Genomic DNA, 15,861 nt, shown 5'->3' with positions numbered 1-15,861 from the left:
TGCGCCAGACGGGCGTGCGACCGGATGGCCTGACGGTGGTATCCGGGCCGCGGTGGCGGACCGGCAATACGTGGGACAGCCCGAAGGGCAGGAGGTCAAAAACGCACAAGGCGGGCGTCCTGCCCACGGCATTTCTGAACTCCTGCGTGATCCACGGAAAGATCGTGAACAAGGTTGTCAGAACGTCGCCGGCGAATTCACCCAGAGAATGCGTGCGACCCCTTCGCCCACATTGGTGTAGCCGTGCGGCACATGGCTGGAAAACGCGAAGGCATCGCCCGCATGGACGACAAAGCGCTCGTCGGCCAGTTGCAGTTCCACCGAGCCTTCGAGTACATAACCCAACTCCTCACCGGTGTGCTCGATCAGCCCGTCACTGGCCTGGCCGGGCTCCATGATGTGGATGTTGGCTTGCAGCAAGCCGCCCCGCTGCGGCAGTACCAGGCGTTCTAGCGCAATGTCGCCCGAGCGGATGACGGGGCGTTCGCCGGCCCGCAAGACGGGACCGGTGCTCGGTGCGCCCTCGGTGGTCAGTGCCGCGATGTTGGTGTCGAGTGCCACCGCCAGCCGGTGCAGCATGGTCAGCGAGGGGGTGGCGTAGCCGCGTTCGATCTTGGATATCAGGCTTTCCGAACACTCGGCCCTGCGCGCCAGTTCGAGCAGGGTGTAGCCCGCCACCAGGCGGGCATGCCGCAGACGCACGCCCAGGGAACTGGTGGGGTTGGCGTGCTCTTTCGAGGGATGGTGCTGGGCGTAGTCGGTGTCGGTCGTCACGGGGCGCTATCGCGGTATGGGGTTCATGTCTCTTGATTCGCCAGAGCAGTCACAGTATAGGCGAGTGCCTGAACGCCCAGAAACAGGTCGTGCGGGTCGGTCGCTTCCGCAGCGTTATGGCTGATTCCATTTTTGCTCGGCACGAAGATCATCGCGGTCGGGCAATGGTCGGCAAGATACATCGCATCATGGAACGCGCCCGAGGTGATGGGCATCGGCGCGGGCAGGCCCGCCTGTGCGCAGGCGCGCCCGGCCGCCGCCTGGATGAGGTCCAGCATGGGCCGGGGGAAATGGGTCGGCGCGCGCTGGAAGAATCGCTCCAGGCTCACCGAGCCGCCCGCGTCGGCCGCCAGGCCGCGCAGAAACGCCTCGAAACGGTCGAGCACACTGTCGTCCAGGCAGCGCACATCGACGGTGAACTCCACCTGACCGGGGATGGTGTTGACGGAATTCGGGCTGACCTGCCACCGCCCCAGCGTCAGGCGCAACTGGTCGGCGGCGTGCGTTGCCGCGAAGCCGTAGAGTTTCTGCGCCAGGGACACGGCGGCCGCCATGGCGTCGCGGCGCTCGTCCATGGGGGTGGTTCCCGCATGGGCCATGGCACCATGGCAGGTGACGGTGAACCAGCGGACCGCCTGAATGCCGGTCACAACGCCCAGGGGGATGCCGGCGCGCTCGAGGACCGGGCCCTGCTCGATGTGGAGCTCGACGCAGGCCGAGAGCGGGCGTTGCATCTCGCAGCGGGGGACGCCCGGAATGCTGTCCAGGGCTGCCTGCAGCGCGTCGCCGAAGCGGACCCGGCTCTGGTCCACGGCGTCCAGGTAGCCTGCCAGGCGCGACGGGTCGACGAATGCGCTCGATCCCATGGTGCCGGGGCCGAAGCGGCTGCCTTCCTCGTTGGTCCAGGCCACGACCTCGATGGGGCGCAAGGTGTCGATGCCAGCATCGTTGAGCGCGGCGATGATCTCGAGCCCCGCGACGACGCCATACGCGCCATCGAGCTTGCCTCCCACGGGCTGGGTGTCGCCGTGGCTACCGGTCAGTACCGGGGGGAGTTCATTGCGGCGCCCGGCCCGCCGGAAGAACAGGTTGGCGCAGTCGTCGACCATGACCTCGCAGCCCAGTGCGCGGGCCTGCTCGATCAGGTAATGGCGCGAGGCGAGATCGATGCTGGTGAGCGTCTCGCGCGAGACGCCGCCATCCGGGCGGCCGCCAAAGGTCGCCAGTGCCGCGATGGATGATTGCAGTCGTTCGTTGTCAATGGCGTCCTGGGCCTGCTCGGCGGACCGGGAGAGGGGCTGATTCACGGTGTATCTCTGTGGTAAGGGTTATGCCAGGCTGCATTCGAGTGCATGGGCTGCGGCAAGGAGCTGGGTATCCCGGAAGGCTCGCCCAACCAGCGTGACGCCGACCGGCATGCCGTCCTGGCCCGCTCCGACGGGAACGTGGACGCATGGATTGCCCAGCAGGGTCCACATGCGGTTGAACACCGGGTCGCCGGTGCCCTGCAATCCTTCGGGGGCCACGCCCTCGGTGCTGGGGGCCAGGATGACGTCGAAATCCGCGAACATGGCGTCCAGCGCATGGCGGGCACGATGGGCTTCGATGCGTGCGCCGAAGTAGTGCTCACCGTCGATGGATTGGCCTTGGGCCAGCACGGCGGCAAAGGCTGAGCTGAAGCGATCGGCTGCGGTGCGTCTTTCGGGGGCGAACGCCGCCGCCGCCTCGTAGGCCATGATGTCGATCTGCGCAGTGTTCAGTGCCGAGAAGTGCGCGGGCAGGGAAAGGTCTGTCAGACGCGCGCCATGGTGTTCGAGCAGGCGGGCGGCTGTTGCCAGGGCCTGCCGCGTGTCGCCGGTGGCCCGATCCCAATATGGCGTGTGGCACAGGGCCACGCGCAGGCGAGCCACAGACGGGCGGCCTTGCGGCAGAGGCGCCAGCGAGGGCAGAGGCAGGCGCGCCAGCGTGCCCACGAAGAAGGCGGCATCGTCCACGCTGCGCGCCAGCGCGCCCACCGTGTCCAGGCTGGGCGACAGCGGCTTGATGCCGGCCAGCGGCAGCGTGCCGTGCGTGGGCTTGTAGCCCACCACGCCGCAGTAGGCGGCCGGTCGGATGATGGAGCCGGCGGTTTGGGTGCCGAATGCGACGGGCACCATGCCCGCTGCCACGGCGGCGGCGGAGCCGCTCGACGAACCACCGGGGGTGCGGGGGACGGACAAGGGGGCGCGGGGGTTGCGGGTCGGGCCCGGCTGGAAGGTGGCGAATTCGGTCGTGACGGTTTTGCCCATGATGACGGCACCGGCGCTGCGGGCCATGGCCACGCATGCGGCATCAACGGCGGGGCGATATCCGGCGTAGATGGGGGAGCCATACGTGGTCGGCATGTCGCTCGTGTCCATCAGGTCCTTCACGCCAATGGGCAGACCATGCAGCCCGTGCCGGGAGCCGCGGGTGGCACCCGCATCCAGCGCGCGGGCCTGTGCCAGCGCCTGTGCGGCGTCGAAGTGCTGCCAGGCGAGAATGCCGGGTTCGGCGGCCTCGATGCGTTCGATGCATGCTTGTACGACGGACTGCACCGGCAGTTCGCGGCGTTGGAGGCGGGTGATCAGGTCCCGTGCAGACCAGCTGAGGCAATCGTTCATGGCATCTTTGCGGGCTCAGCCGAAGTAGGCGGCCTTCACTTCATCGTTGGCCGCCAGTGCCGCCGCGCTGCCTTCGGCCACCACGCGCCCCTGGGACAGCACATAGCCATGGTGCGAGATCGCCAGCGTCTGGCGTGCATTCTGCTCGACCAGCAGCACCGTGATGCCCAGCGTGTTGATCTGCTGGATGACGTTGAAGTTCTCTTTCACGTACAGCGGCGACAAGCCCAGCGAGGGTTCGTCGATGACCAGCAGCTTGGGCTCGGCCATCAGGCCGCGGCCGATCGAGACCATGGCCTGCTCGCCGCCGGACATGGTGCCGGCCAGCTGCTCGGCGCGCTCCTGCAGGCGCGGAAAAACGGCGTAGACCTTTTCCAGGCGCCTGCGCACCACCGCCGCGTCCTTTTCCAGATAGGCGCCGAGCGCGAGGTTGTCAGCGACCGTCATGCGGGGAAAGACCTTGCGGCCCTCGGGAATGCAGGAGATGCCGCTGGCGACGATCCGGTGCGTCTTCTCGCCCGCCAGGTCCCGGCCATCCCAGAGGATGCGGCCCTGGCGTGGCGGGGTCAGGCCGAGAATGGCGCGGATCAGGGTGCTTTTGCCGGCCCCATTGGCGCCCAGGATGCAGGTGATCTTGCCGGGCGCGACCTCGATGGACACGTCATGGAGCACGTTCACCTTGTCGTAGCCGGTGCTCAGGCCTTGGACGCTCAAAGCGCTCATGTGGTTTCCTCTCCCAGGTAGGCGGTCTGCACGGCCGGATCGGACGTGATGTGCGCGTAGGTGCCCTCGGCGATCTTCTTGCCGTAGTTCAGCACCACGCAGCGGTCGGTGATGCGCTCGATCACGTTCATCTCATGCTCGATCAGCACCACCGTGAGATTGCCCAGCTTGCTGCGCACGTCGAGGATGTCGCCCATCAGCGCGTGCGTCTCGTCATGTGTCATGCCGGCCGAGGGCTCGTCCAGCAGCAGCAGCCTGGGCCGGCTCAGCAGCGCGCGGCAGACCTCGATGCGGCGGCGGTCGATCATGGTGAAGGTCTCCACCGGCTCGAACATCCGGTCCACCAGCGGCGGGCTGAAGATGCCCAGCAATTCGCGCACCTTCTGCACATAGGCGTCGTACTCGGCGCGGAAGGCCTTGCGGCGAAAGAGGTTGAACACCAGGCCGTGGTGCATGTGCTGGTAGTCACCGATCACGATGTTGTCGAACACCGTCAGGGGCAGCGACAGGCGCGAGCGCTGGAAGGTCCGCGCCACGCCGCTGCGGTAGATCTCCTGGGGGCGCTTGCCGATGACGTCGTGGCCGTTGTAGAGGATCGCGCCTTCGCTGGCCTTGTACAGGCCCGTGAGCACGTTGAAGAAGGTCGTCTTGCCAGAGCCGTTGGGGCCGAGCAGGCCCAGCACCTCGCCCTCGCGGATCGTCATGTCGAGCCTGTCCAGTGCCGTGAGGCCGCCGAAGCGCATGGTCAGGTCCTGGACATCGACCAGTGTTTTCGTCGGGTTCATCGCGGGGCCTCCTGGCTGAAGAACAGGCGTGTCTTGCGCGGCAGCAGGCCGTCGGGGCGGAACAGCAGGATGACGATCACCAGCGCCGCATAGAGCAGGAAGCGGTACTCCTGGATGAACTGCAGCTTCTCCGGCAGCATCAGCACGATCACGGCGGCGGGAATCAGCCCGACGGCATTGCCCAGCCCGCCGAGGATGACGATCGAGAGCATCAGCAGCGAGTCGGCAAAGGTGAAGTTGTTGGGCGCCACGAAGCTGGTGACCATGCCATACACGCTGCCGGCGATGCCGATGAAGAAATTGCCCATCATGAACGCGATGACCTTCCAGCGGGCGATGTGCAGCCCGAACGTCGCCGCGGCGGTCTCGTCGGTACGCACCACGTCCATGCTCAGGCCGATCCACGAACGCTCCAGCGCCTTGACGATCAGGAAAATGCCGCCAAACACCGCGAGGCTGAGCACCGCGTAGCTCACATAGAACGAGACTTCGTGGCCGAAGATGGAGAAGCCGTCGTTGAACGCGTAGCCGAACAGTTCCATGCCGGGAACCTGCAGGCCTTGCGGCCCGCCGAGGACGTCGTTGACTTCGATGAAGGTCTTGAACAGGATGCCGAAGGCGATGGTCACCAGGGCGGCGTAGTGGCCGCGCGTGCGCAGCACCGGGGTGATCAGCACCGAGCCGATGACGGCGGCGATCAAGCCGGAGATCACGACGATCAGCAGGTGCGGAATGCCCGTGTGCGCAGCCAGCACGGCCGTGGTGTAGGCACCGATGCCGAAGAACGCGGCGCCCGCGAAGTTGGCAACGCCGGAGAAGCCGAACTGCAAGGTCAATCCGAGGCCGGCGGTGGCGTAAAGCAGCACCACGCAGATCATGAGCAGCACGAAATGCTGGTCATGGAACAGCGCGATCAACGCGAGCGCCGAGCCGGCCGCCAGCAGGCGTGCCAGGGCGGGGCGGCCGGTGCCGGCGGCTTCGATCCGTGCGGCGATGCCGGTCCTGCGCGCCAGGGCCACGGCAATGGCGGCCACCGCCAGCAGTGCCGCGATGCCGGCCTGGGTTTCGGCATGCAGGAACAGCCACATGTAGAAGGTCAGCGCGATGCTGGCGAGGGCCAGCACCAGGGCGGGCTTGCGTGTTGGTCTGGTCATGGCGTTAGACTCGCTCGCTGGATTTTTCGGCAATCAGGCCGGTTGGCTTCCAGGCCATCAGGATGATGACCACCGCAAAGGCAAACACATCCTTGTAGGCGCTGGGAATGTCGGGCACCAGCGCCGGCAGCGCGGCGCTGCCCAGCACCTGCAATGCGGCAAACAGGAAGCCGCCGATGATGGCGCCGTAGATGTTGCCCAGACCACCGAGAATGGCCGCGGCAAAGCCGATCACGCCTAGCAGCAACCCGACGTTGAAGTTGATCTCGTTGTAGTAGAGGCCGTTCATCACGCCGGCGAGCGCCGCCATGCCCGAGCCCAGCGCGAAGGTCAGCAGCACCACCGCTTCGAAGTTGATGCCCATCAGGCGCGCGGTCTCGCCGTCCTGCGCCACGGCGCGGATGGCCTTGCCCAGGCGGGTGCGCGTGATGAGCAGGTGCACGCCGACGATCGCGGCGGCACCGGCGACCAGCAGGATCAGGTTGTCCAGCCGCACGGCAAGCCCGCCGATCTCGATCACGTTGGTGGGCAGCAGGCGGGGGAAGGGCTTGGGGTTGGAGCCGTCCGGATAGAACAGGCGGACCGCCTCCCGGATGACGGTGCCCAGCATCAACGTGGCGAGCAGCGTATTGAGCGGCGGCGCCTTGCGCAGCGGCAGGATCAGGAACTTGGCGATGCCGGCGCCGAGCAGGCCGGTCACGAAGATGGCGGCGATCACCACCGCCGCCAGCTGGAGCCAGGGCGAGCCGATGTCCAGCATGGTCATCCCGATGGCGGTGGCCAGTCCGGCGAAGGCGCCGATCATCAGCACATCGCCATGCGAGAACTGGATCACGTCCAGCACGCCGAAGAACAGCGTGAAACCGACGGCGACCATGGCATAGATGATGCCGAGCATCAGCCCGTTGAGTATGTATTGTCCCAGTTCACTCATGGTGTCTCCCGTTGGCGCTGCGGACGGCCCGGCCGCTCCGGCCGGCCGCAGCCGCATTCCTCGCACAGGTGTTTACAGACCGCTCAGCTTCTTGGCGCCGGAGGCATACGCGCTGTCTTCCCAGATCACCCACTTGCCGCCGTCCACCACGTACTTGGTCACCAGCGGCACGATGTTCTGGCGGTGGTCGTCGAAGGTCACCTTGCCGATGACGGTGTCGACTTCGCTGGTCGCGTTGAGCTCGTCACGCACCTTCTTGCGATCGGGGCCGACCTTCTCCACGGCGTCGATGATCAGATTGGTTGCGGCGAAGGCGAACGGGCCATAGGCTTCGGGCGGCTCGCTGTACTTCTGCTGCTGGTATTGCTCGGAAAAGAACTGGCCGCCCGGCAGTTTTTCCAGCGGCGCGCCTTCCAGGAAGGCCAGCGAACCCTCGGCGAGATCTGCGCCCACGCCCTGGATATAGGCGTCAGACATGATGCCGGACGTTCCCTCAAACTGCGCCGGAATGCCCAGCTTCTCCATCTGCGTGCGGATGCGCACGCCCAGGGGCGTGAGGCCGCCGAAGTAGATGACGTCCGGCTTGAGCTCGCGGATCTTGGTCAGCTCGGACGTGAAGTCCTGCTGCTCGGCCGTGACGCCGAACGTGCCGACGATGGTGCCGCCGTTCTTGGTCAGGTACTCGCTGAAGTACTTGTTGTGGCCTTTGCCGTAGTCGGTCGTGTCGTGGATGATCGCCCAGGTCTTGTAGCCGAGGTCGGTGACGAATTTCGCCGCCACTTCGCTCTGGTTGATCATGGTGCCATTGACGCGGTGGATTTCCTTGAAGTCGTTGGCATAGGTGATTTCGGGCAGAACGGCGCCCCAGACCACCACCGGCAGGCCGAAGCGCTGGTAGACGCCGACGGTGCCCATGGCCACGGCGGAGCAGAAATGCGTCACCCCCGCGACGATGTTGCGGTCCGTCGCGACCTTGGTGGCCACCTGGACGCCGACGTTGGGGCGGCACTCGTCATCCTGGGTCACCAGCTGGTAGGTGTATTTCGATTGCGGGTCTGCGTTGCGCAGGCGAACAGCCAGATCCGCCGAGTTGCGGCCACCCAGGCCAATGGCCGATACGCCGCCGGTGAGCGGGCCGACGAAGGCAATCTTGACGACATCCTTGGCCACTGCGGGCGTACTGGCCAAAAGCAGGCTGGCGGAGGCGGACAGCATCGCGGCCGCGATGACGGAATGTTTCTTTTGCACCTGGTTCCCCTTCGAGGTAAATACAGCGAAATACGGCGTTGCATTCAAGCCATTTGAATTTTCATGCAAGCAATATGCATGTCATTCAAGTAGCTTGAATTTTGTCAAGCAAGTACCGTGCCCGTATCGTCGACGGGGAGTGGATGCTGCGGTGCTACAGCGGCTCAGCAGGCTTTAAGGGGGGAATGCTGGCGGAGTGGGCCCGGTCTGGCGCCATCTTGGTGCCGCCTTGGCCTTGCGCCAGGTGGAGAATGGCGGCGGCCCGGGCACAGCGCACGCCACATCGTGGCGCGGCATGTTTCATTTTGGTGCGGACAGGTTCCCCGGCAAGGCCGCTGGCATGGACACCTTCCAGCCAGGACCGGGGTGAGCGCAGGGGGGGGTTACACCGCCACCGGCGCCTTGATGGCCGGATGGTGCTGGTAGCCGAGCACTTCGAAATCCTCGTAGGCGTAGTCGAAGATCGATGCCGGCCGGCGCTTGACGTGCAGCGTCGGGTACGGGAGGGGCGTGCGCGAGAGCTGCTCGCGCACCTGATCGACGTGGTTGTCGTAGATGTGGCAGTCGCCGCCGGTCCAGATGAAGTCGCCCACCGCCAGATCGGTCTGCTGCGCCACCATGTGCGTGAGCAGCGCGTAGCTGGCGATGTTGAAGGGCACGCCCAGGAACAGGTCGGCGCTGCGCTGGTAGAGCTGGCAGCTGAGCTTGCCGTCCGCCACATAGAACTGGAAGAAGGCGTGGCAGGGCATCAGCGCCATCTGGTCGAGCTCGGCCACGTTCCAGGCACTGACGATGATGCGGCGCGAGTCGGGGTTCTGCCGCAGCGTCTCGATGACCTGCGCGATCTGGTCGATGTGGCCGCCATCGGGCGTGGGCCAACTGCGCCACTGCGCGCCGTAGACGGGGCCGAGGTCGCCGTCGGCGCGCGCCCATTCGTCCCAGATGCTCACGCCGCGCTCCTGCAGCCAGTGCACGTTGCGTTCGCCGCGCAGAAACCACAGCAACTCGTAGATGATGGACTTGAGGTGCACCTTCTTGGTGGTCACCAGCGGGAATCCCTCGGCGAGGTCGAAGCGCATCTGGTGGCCGAACACGCTGCGCGTGCCGGTGCCGGTGCGGTCGCCTTTCGGCGTGCCGTGCTCGAAGACGTGGCGCAGCAGGTCTTCATACTGGTGGCGCACCGGGCGCGTGGCGGCGGGGGTCTCAGGCATGGGCAGGCTCCTGGGCAGGCATGGGCAGCACGGCGCGCGGGTTGAGCAGACCCTGCGGGTCCAGCGCCTGCTTGATGGCGCGCATCAGCGACAGGGCCACCGGGTCCTTGTAGTGCAGCAGCTCGGCGGGCTTGAGGCGGCCTACGCCGTGCTCGGCCGAGAAGGAACCGCCATAAAAGGCCACGGTGTCGTAGATGACCGATTGCACGGCCTGGGCTTCGCTGGTGACGAAGGCACGGGCATCGGCGCCTTCGGGGGCTTGCACATTGAAGTGCAGGTTGCCGTCGCCCAGATGGCCGAAGTTGATGATGCGCGCGCTCGGGTGGCTTTGCGCCAGTGCCGCCTTGGCGCGTGCCACGAAGGACGGGATGCTCGAGGAGGGCACGGAGATGTCGTGCTTGAGGTGGACGCCTTCCTGCGCCTGTGCCAGCGGGATGTGCTCGCGGATGTCCCACATGCGCTGGGCCTGGTCGAGGCTTTGCGCCACTGCTCCGTCGAGCAGCAGGCCGGCCTCGAAGGCCTGCTCCAGCAGCGCTTCCAGGCGGGTGCGGGCACGCTCCTCGCTCTCGTCGTCCGAATACTCGAGCAGGATGAAGGCTTGCCCGGCAGTGGCGTCGATGGGCAGGCGCAGCTGCGGCATGTGCTTTTCCACCAGACGCAGCGCGTCCTGCTCCATGGCCTCGAAGCCGGTCAGGCCGGCGCCCAGGTGCTTCTGGCTCAGCGACAGCAGTTCAACGGCGAATTCCAGCGAATCGACGGCCAGCCACGCGCAGCTGGTGGCGGCCGGCTGCGGGTAGAGCCGCAGCGTGGCGCCGGTGATGATGCCCAGCGTGCCTTCGCTGCCGATCATCAGGTTGCGCAGGTCGTAGCCGGTGTTGTCCTTGCGCAGGCCGGAGAGGCCGTTCCAGACGCGGCCGTCGGCGGTCACCACTTCCAGCCCCAGGCACAGCTCGCGGGCATTGCCATAGCGCACCACCTGGGTGCCACCGGCATTGGTGGCGAGGTTGCCGCCGATCACGCAGCTGCCCTCGGCCGCCAGGCTCAGCGGCAGCAGCAGGCCTTCGGCACGCGCCGCATCCTGCAGGTTTTGCAGGATGCAGCCGGCGTCCACCGTCATGCTGAGGTTGGCACGGTCGATGGCGCGGATGCCCTGCATGCGGCGCAGGCTCAGCACCACCTGGTGGCCGGAATCGTCGGGCGTGCTGCCCAGCACCAGGCCGGTGTTGCCGCCCTGCGGCACGATGGATACATCCAGACCCTCGGCCTTGGCGGCGGCGCAGGCCTGCACCACGGCAGACACCTCGGCCGTGCTGGCGGGTGTCACCACGGCCAGCGCCTTGCCCCTGGCGAGCTGGCGCCAGTCCTGCTCCCACAGCGACAGGTCGCCATCGGTGTGGGTGTGTTCGTTGCCCACGATGGCTTGCAGTTTGGCGATGAGAGCGTTGCTTGGCATGGTATCTGGATGAAATGGAGGAAATGATGGGGCGGCAGTAGGCCCCTGGCGGGCCGTCGGTGAACCGTCAGCGCGGATTATCTCCCGCCTTGCCAACCCGGGCCAGGCGCTGGCCATTGCGCAGGCGCAGCCGCACGTAGGCGGCGCAGCCGCCGAACACCAGCAGGCTCAGCAACACTTCCAGCGCGGCCAGCCAGGCGCCGGGCGCGGCCTCGGTGGTGGCGCGCACCACGCCTTCGGTGAAGTAGAGCCAGATCAGCAGGCTCAGCCAGCGATAGGTGTAGAGGCGGTTGCGCAGCAGCCCGCCCAGCGGCAGGCACAGTGGCAGTGCCTTGAGTGCCAGCAGCGAGCCGCCGGTGCCGATCGGGGCCCAGAACAGCTCCCAGCCCACGCACAGCACGATCAGCGCCAGCACCGCTCCCACCACCAGCAGGCGGCAGCGCGCGATCCAGCGCGGCAGTGCGGCATCGGCCGTGGAGGACGGAGAGCGGATCGGGGCGGCTGGCATAGGCGGGCCATTCTACGGCCTGTGCCGCATGGCAAGGGCATGCAGGGGCATGCGCTGGGAAACGGTCTACACTCGGCTCCTTGCACAGGCGCGCTGGCCCGGTCGGGGCGCCTGCCTAACCGCAGATCGCACGCAGGCCGTGGATCGCCATCATTCCACCTTTTCAAGATGACCCAGCTCGACGCTCTCAAGCAGTACACCACCGTGGTGGCCGACACCGGCGACTTTCACCAGTTGCAGGCCTTCCAGCCACAGGATGCCACCACCAATCCCTCGCTGATCCTCAAGGCCGTGCAAAAGCCCGAATATGCGCCGCTGGTGGCTGATGTGCTGGGCAACACGCGCGCGCTCGCGCTGGACGAGCGCATGGACCGCCTCATCGTGCGCTTTGGCAGCGAGATCCTGCGCATCATCCCGGGGCGCGTCTCCACCGAGGTCGATGCACGCCTGAGCTTCGACACCAATGCCACGCTGACGCGCGCCGAACGCCTGATCGCGCTGTACCAGGCCGAGGGCGTGGATACGCGCCGCGTGCTCATCAAGGTGGCCGCCACCTGGGAGGGCATCCAGGCCGCGCGCGAGCTCGAGCAGCGCGGCATCAGTACCAACCTGACGCTGTTGTTCGCGTTCTGCCAGGCCGTGGCCTGCGCCGAAGCCAAGGTGCAGCTGATCTCGCCCTTCGTCGGCCGCATCTACGACTGGTACAAGAAGCAGGCTGGCGCCAACTGGGACGAGGCGGCCCGCGCCGGCGTCAACGATCCCGGCGTGCAATCGGTGGCGGGCATCTTCGAGTATTTCAAGCACTTCGGCATCCGCACCGAGATCATGGGCGCGAGTTTCCGCAATGTGGGGCAGATCCTGGCGCTGGCCGGCTGTGACCTGCTGACCATCAGCCCCGACTTGCTCGAGCAACTGGCCAGGACGGAGGGCGCGGTCACGCGCCAGCTCGATGCGGACGCGGCCAAGGCCGCGCGGCTCGATCATGTCAGCTACGACGAGGCCCAGTTCCGCTACGCCCTCAATGCCGATGCCATGGCCACCGAGAAGCTCGCCGAAGGCATCCGCGCCTTCGCGGCCGATGCCGTCAAGCTCGAGCAGATCGTGAACAGGTTCTGAGGGCCCGGGCATGGCCCGGCGCGGCAGGGGCATGACAGGTAAAATGCGCCGATGATCGCATCCCCCCCACTGGCCGACAAACCGGCCAATTTCGATGGCTCCCGTGCGCAGGACATCGGCCGCCGCACCATCCAGATCGAGATCGAGCAGCTGCAGGCGCTGTATGGCCGCCTGGATGGACACTTCGCCCAGGCCGTCGCCTGCATGCTGCGGATCCAGGGCCGGGTGATCGTCACCGGCATGGGCAAGAGCGGCCACGTGGGCCGCAAGATCGCCGCGACGCTCTCCTCGACCGGCACGCCATCCTTCTTCCTGCACCCGGCCGAGGCCAGCCATGGCGACCTGGGCATGGTCACCGCGCAGGACGTGGTGCTGGCCATCTCCAACAGCGGCGCCAGCGAGGAATTGGTGGGCATCCTGCCCATCATCAAGCGCCTGGGCGCGCCCATCATCGCCATCACCGGCAAGCTCCATTCGGCGCTGGCGCTGCACGCCGACATCGTGCTCGACAGCCGTGTCGACCAGGAGGCCGACCCGCTCAACCTGGCGCCGACGGCCAGCACCACCGTGCAACTGGCGCTGGGCGACGCGCTGGCCATCGCGCTGGCCGATGCACGCGGCTTCCGCACCGAGGATTTCGCGCGCTCGCACCCCGGCGGCGCGCTGGGGCGGCGCCTGCTCACGCATGTGGGCGACGTGATGCGCAGCGGCGATGACGTGCCGCGCGTGGGTCTGCATGCCGGGTTTGGCGAGCTGGTGCATGCCATTTCCGCCAAGGGCATGGGCGCCACCGCAGTGGTGGATGCCCAGGGCCATGTGGCCGGCATCTACACCGATGGCGATCTGCGCCGCCACATCGAGGCCGGCGTCGACCTGCGCCAGCAGACCGCCGGCGAGCTGATGCACCCGGCGCCGCGCACCATCGCCGCCACCGCGCTGGCGGCCCAGGCCGCCGAGCTGATGGAGCGCCACCACATCACCAGCCTGCTGGTCACGGACGAGCAGGGCGTGCTGATCGGTGCCGTGCACGTGGGCGACCTTATGCGCGCCAAGGTGATCTGAGAACCTGTTCGAAAGCCGCGCCAGCCTCTTGCGAGCCTCTCTTTTCCCCAGTTTCCCGTCCTTTTGCGAGAGCCCCAGCCATGCCCGTCACCGCCATTGCCCAACGCTTCGATGACACCCTGCTCGACCGCGCCGCGCCGGTGCGGGTGGTGTTCTTCGACATCGATGGCGTCTTCACCGATGGCGGCCTCTACATCGATGCCGAAGGCGAGGGCATCAAGCGCTTTCACACGCTCGACGGCCACGGCATCAAGCTCATCGCGCGCGCCGGCATCGTGCCGGCCGTCATCACCGGCCGCGACAGTCCGGCGCTGCGCCTGCGCCTGAAGGCGCTGGGCGTCGAGCATGCCGTCTTTGGCACCGAGCGCAAACGCCCGGCGGCCGAACAATTGCTCGCCACGCTGGGGCTGGACTGGTCGCAGGCCGCCGCCATGGGCGACGACTGGCCCGATCTGGCCGTGCTGCGCCGCTGCGCGTTCGCCTGCGCGCCCGGCAATGCCCACGCCGAAGTGCTGGCCGAAGCCGACTATGTCACCTCCCTGGCTGGCGGCCATGGCGCGGTGCGTGAATTCTGCGATCTGCTGCTGCATGCCAGCGGCCGCTATGGTGCATTGCTGCAGGAGGCCCTGGACGCATGAACGCAAGCCTGACCGCCCCATCCGGCCGGCGCAAACGCGGCCTGCGCTACCGCATCGACAAGCTCTCGGTCTACCTGCCGATGATCGCCATGGCGGTGCTGGCGCTGGGCACTTTCTGGCTGGCGCGCAGCGTGCCGCCAACGGTGCAGGATGCGCCGCAGCGCGCGCCTGGCAGCGAACCTGACTACCAGTTGTTCGATTTCGTCATCCGCAATTACACGCCCGGCGGCGCGATGAGCAGCGAGATCATGGGCGATGTGGCACGCCACCGGCCCGATACGGACACGCTCGAGGTCGAGCAGGTGCGCATCCGTGCCATTGGCGACGACGGGCGCCTGACCACCGCCAGCGCCGACACCGGCACCAGCAATGCCGATGGCTCGGAACTGAGCCTGCATGGCAATGCCGTGGTCATCCAGCATGCGCTGGGAGCCCTGCCGCGCCAGGAGTTCCGGGGCGAGGAACTGCAGGTCTGGCCCGAGCAGGAGCGCGTGCGCAGCGACAAGCCCGTGGTGCTGTTGCGCGGCCAGGACCGCATGACCGGCGACCAGCTCGACTACGACAAGCGCCAGCAGCGCATGGACCTGAGCGGACGGGTGCGCAGCACCATCCAGCCGGCACCGTCAGCACCCTCGGCTCCCGCACCCTGATGATCCGAAGGCCGAGGCTGCCGTATCCATCTTCGATGGCGAGCGCCGTGGGCGCCGTCAGAACCTGCCAAGGCCCGCCATGAACACCGACCCAACCGGCGCTTCCACCCCCACCACTGCTGCCGCCACCGACGCGCATGCCAATGCGCCCCTGGTGTTCATCACCGGCGCCTCCAGCGGGCTGGGCCAGGCCCTGGCCGCACACTATGCCCGGCAAGGCTGGCGCCTGGCGCTGGTGGCGCGACGGCTGAGCGTGATGCAGGCCTGGTGCGAGCACCTGCAACTGCCGCCCTGGCAGTGCCGCCTCTATGCCGCCGATGTGGCTGAACCTGCCAGCATCCGCGCCGCGGCCGAGCAGTGCCTGGCGCAGCAAGGCCTGCCGCAGGTCGTGATCGCCAGCGCCGGCATCAGCCATGGCATTGATACCGGGTGCTGGGAAGATCTGCCTGCCATGCAGCAGATCTGGCAGACCAACAATCTGGGCATGGCCGCCACCTTCATTCCCTTCATCGGGCCCATGCGCACACGTGGCAGCGGCAGTCTGGTGGGCGTTGCCAGCGTGGCGGGCGTGCGCGGCCTGCCCGGCCACGCCGGCTACAGCGCCAGCAAGGCGGCGGTGCTGGCCTATTGCGAGAGCCTGCGCGGCGACCTGCGCGGCAGCGGCGTGAAGGTCACGACCATCAGCCCCGGCTTCATCGACACCGCAATGACCAGGGACAACCCGTTTCCTATGCCGTTCTTGATGCCTGCCGACGCCTTCGCCCGCCAAGCCGCGGCGGCCATTGCCCGCCAGAGTAGTTATGTGGTGATTCCCTGGCAGATGGGCTGGCTGGCGCGGCTGCTGCGCGTGCTGCCCGACTGGCTGTTCGATTGGGCCCTGGCCGGCCGTGGCCGCAAGCCGCGCAAGACGCCTGGCGATGGGCAAGACAAGGGCGGGCCGCAGCCCTGAACGAGGGCAGGGGC

16 protein-coding genes are annotated in these 15,861 nt (G+C 67.2%); 5 read left to right on the top strand and 11 right to left on the bottom strand.

The annotated features are described in order from the left end of the window. Positions 1-177 precede the first annotated feature (177 nt). From EV687_RS08215 to EV687_RS08165, 11 genes are all read right to left on the bottom strand, one after another. Complete coding sequence (locus EV687_RS08215) at positions 178-774, bottom strand: cupin domain-containing protein (protein WP_423201074.1); 597 nt, start codon at positions 772-774, stop codon at positions 178-180. Positions 775-797: 23 nt separating this feature from the next. Further along, the gene (locus tag EV687_RS08210; protein WP_122231114.1) at positions 798-2,081 is read right to left on the bottom strand and encodes a M20 family metallo-hydrolase; all 1,284 of its coding nucleotides are present in this window, start codon (positions 2,079-2,081) and stop codon (positions 798-800) included. Between the two features lie 21 nt (positions 2,082-2,102). After that, positions 2,103-3,416: an amidase gene (locus EV687_RS08205; RefSeq protein ID WP_122231112.1), complete on the bottom strand. Its 1,314-nt coding sequence runs from the start codon at positions 3,414-3,416 to the stop codon at positions 2,103-2,105. Between the two features lie 15 nt (positions 3,417-3,431). Continuing rightward, positions 3,432-4,139, bottom strand: coding sequence for an ABC transporter ATP-binding protein (locus EV687_RS08200; protein WP_122231110.1), 708 nt, complete (start codon positions 4,137-4,139; stop codon positions 3,432-3,434). Next, positions 4,136-4,924 carry an ABC transporter ATP-binding protein gene (locus EV687_RS08195; protein ID WP_122231108.1) on the bottom strand — a complete coding sequence of 263 codons (789 nt, stop codon included), beginning with the start codon at positions 4,922-4,924 and terminating at the stop codon, positions 4,136-4,138. Before EV687_RS08195 ends, EV687_RS08200 begins: the two co-directional genes overlap by 4 nt. Then, the gene (locus tag EV687_RS08190; RefSeq protein ID WP_207226414.1) at positions 4,921-6,078 is read right to left on the bottom strand and encodes a branched-chain amino acid ABC transporter permease; all 1,158 of its coding nucleotides are present in this window, start codon (positions 6,076-6,078) and stop codon (positions 4,921-4,923) included. Before EV687_RS08190 ends, EV687_RS08195 begins: the two co-directional genes overlap by 4 nt. Positions 6,079-6,082: 4 nt before the next feature. After that, positions 6,083-7,012, bottom strand: coding sequence for a branched-chain amino acid ABC transporter permease (locus tag EV687_RS08185; protein WP_122231106.1), 930 nt, complete (start codon positions 7,010-7,012; stop codon positions 6,083-6,085). A gap of 72 nt (positions 7,013-7,084) precedes the next feature. After that, positions 7,085-8,260: a branched-chain amino acid ABC transporter substrate-binding protein gene (locus tag EV687_RS08180; protein WP_122231249.1), complete on the bottom strand. Its 1,176-nt coding sequence runs from the start codon at positions 8,258-8,260 to the stop codon at positions 7,085-7,087. Positions 8,261-8,643: 383 nt separating this feature from the next. Then, a complete protein-coding gene (locus EV687_RS08175) occupies positions 8,644-9,471 on the bottom strand; it encodes a thymidylate synthase (protein ID WP_122231104.1) in 828 nt (275 codons plus the stop codon). Continuing rightward, positions 9,464-10,924: an FAD-binding oxidoreductase gene (locus EV687_RS08170; RefSeq protein ID WP_122231102.1), complete on the bottom strand. Its 1,461-nt coding sequence runs from the start codon at positions 10,922-10,924 to the stop codon at positions 9,464-9,466. The genes EV687_RS08175 and EV687_RS08170 overlap by 8 nt, the downstream gene beginning before the upstream one ends. Before the next feature lie 67 nt (positions 10,925-10,991). Continuing rightward, positions 10,992-11,432 (bottom strand): DUF2069 domain-containing protein, encoded by a 441-nt coding sequence (locus EV687_RS08165; protein WP_122231100.1) that lies wholly within the window; start codon positions 11,430-11,432, stop codon positions 10,992-10,994. Positions 11,433-11,600: 168 nt separating this feature from the next. Between EV687_RS08165 and tal the strand changes: the two genes are divergently transcribed. The 5 genes from tal (at position 11,601) to EV687_RS08140 (ending at position 15,847) form a co-directional block, all read left to right on the top strand. Next, positions 11,601-12,548, top strand: coding sequence for a transaldolase (gene tal / locus EV687_RS08160; RefSeq protein WP_122231098.1), 948 nt, complete (start codon positions 11,601-11,603; stop codon positions 12,546-12,548). A 51-nt stretch (positions 12,549-12,599) separates the two neighbouring features. Continuing rightward, the gene (locus EV687_RS08155) at positions 12,600-13,610 is read left to right on the top strand and encodes a KpsF/GutQ family sugar-phosphate isomerase (RefSeq protein ID WP_122231096.1); all 1,011 of its coding nucleotides are present in this window, start codon (positions 12,600-12,602) and stop codon (positions 13,608-13,610) included. 80 nt (positions 13,611-13,690) lie between these two features. Next, positions 13,691-14,248, top strand: coding sequence for a KdsC family phosphatase (locus EV687_RS08150; protein ID WP_122231093.1), 558 nt, complete (start codon positions 13,691-13,693; stop codon positions 14,246-14,248). Continuing rightward, the gene (lptC, locus tag EV687_RS08145; protein ID WP_122231091.1) at positions 14,245-14,898 is read left to right on the top strand and encodes an LPS export ABC transporter periplasmic protein LptC; all 654 of its coding nucleotides are present in this window, start codon (positions 14,245-14,247) and stop codon (positions 14,896-14,898) included. The genes EV687_RS08150 and lptC overlap by 4 nt, the downstream gene beginning before the upstream one ends. Positions 14,899-14,977: 79 nt before the next feature. Then, on the top strand, positions 14,978-15,847 hold the full coding sequence (locus EV687_RS08140; RefSeq protein ID WP_122231089.1) for an SDR family oxidoreductase: 870 nt from the start codon (positions 14,978-14,980) through the stop codon (positions 15,845-15,847). The last annotated feature ends 14 nt before the right edge of the window (positions 15,848-15,861 follow it).

Source organism: Corticibacter populi (assembly GCF_004217315.1).
Classification (GTDB): Bacteria; Pseudomonadota; Gammaproteobacteria; order Burkholderiales; family Burkholderiaceae_C; genus Lampropedia; species Lampropedia populi.
Note: the sequence above shows the minus strand (reverse complement) of the source record. Positions and strands in the feature narration are given on the sequence as shown.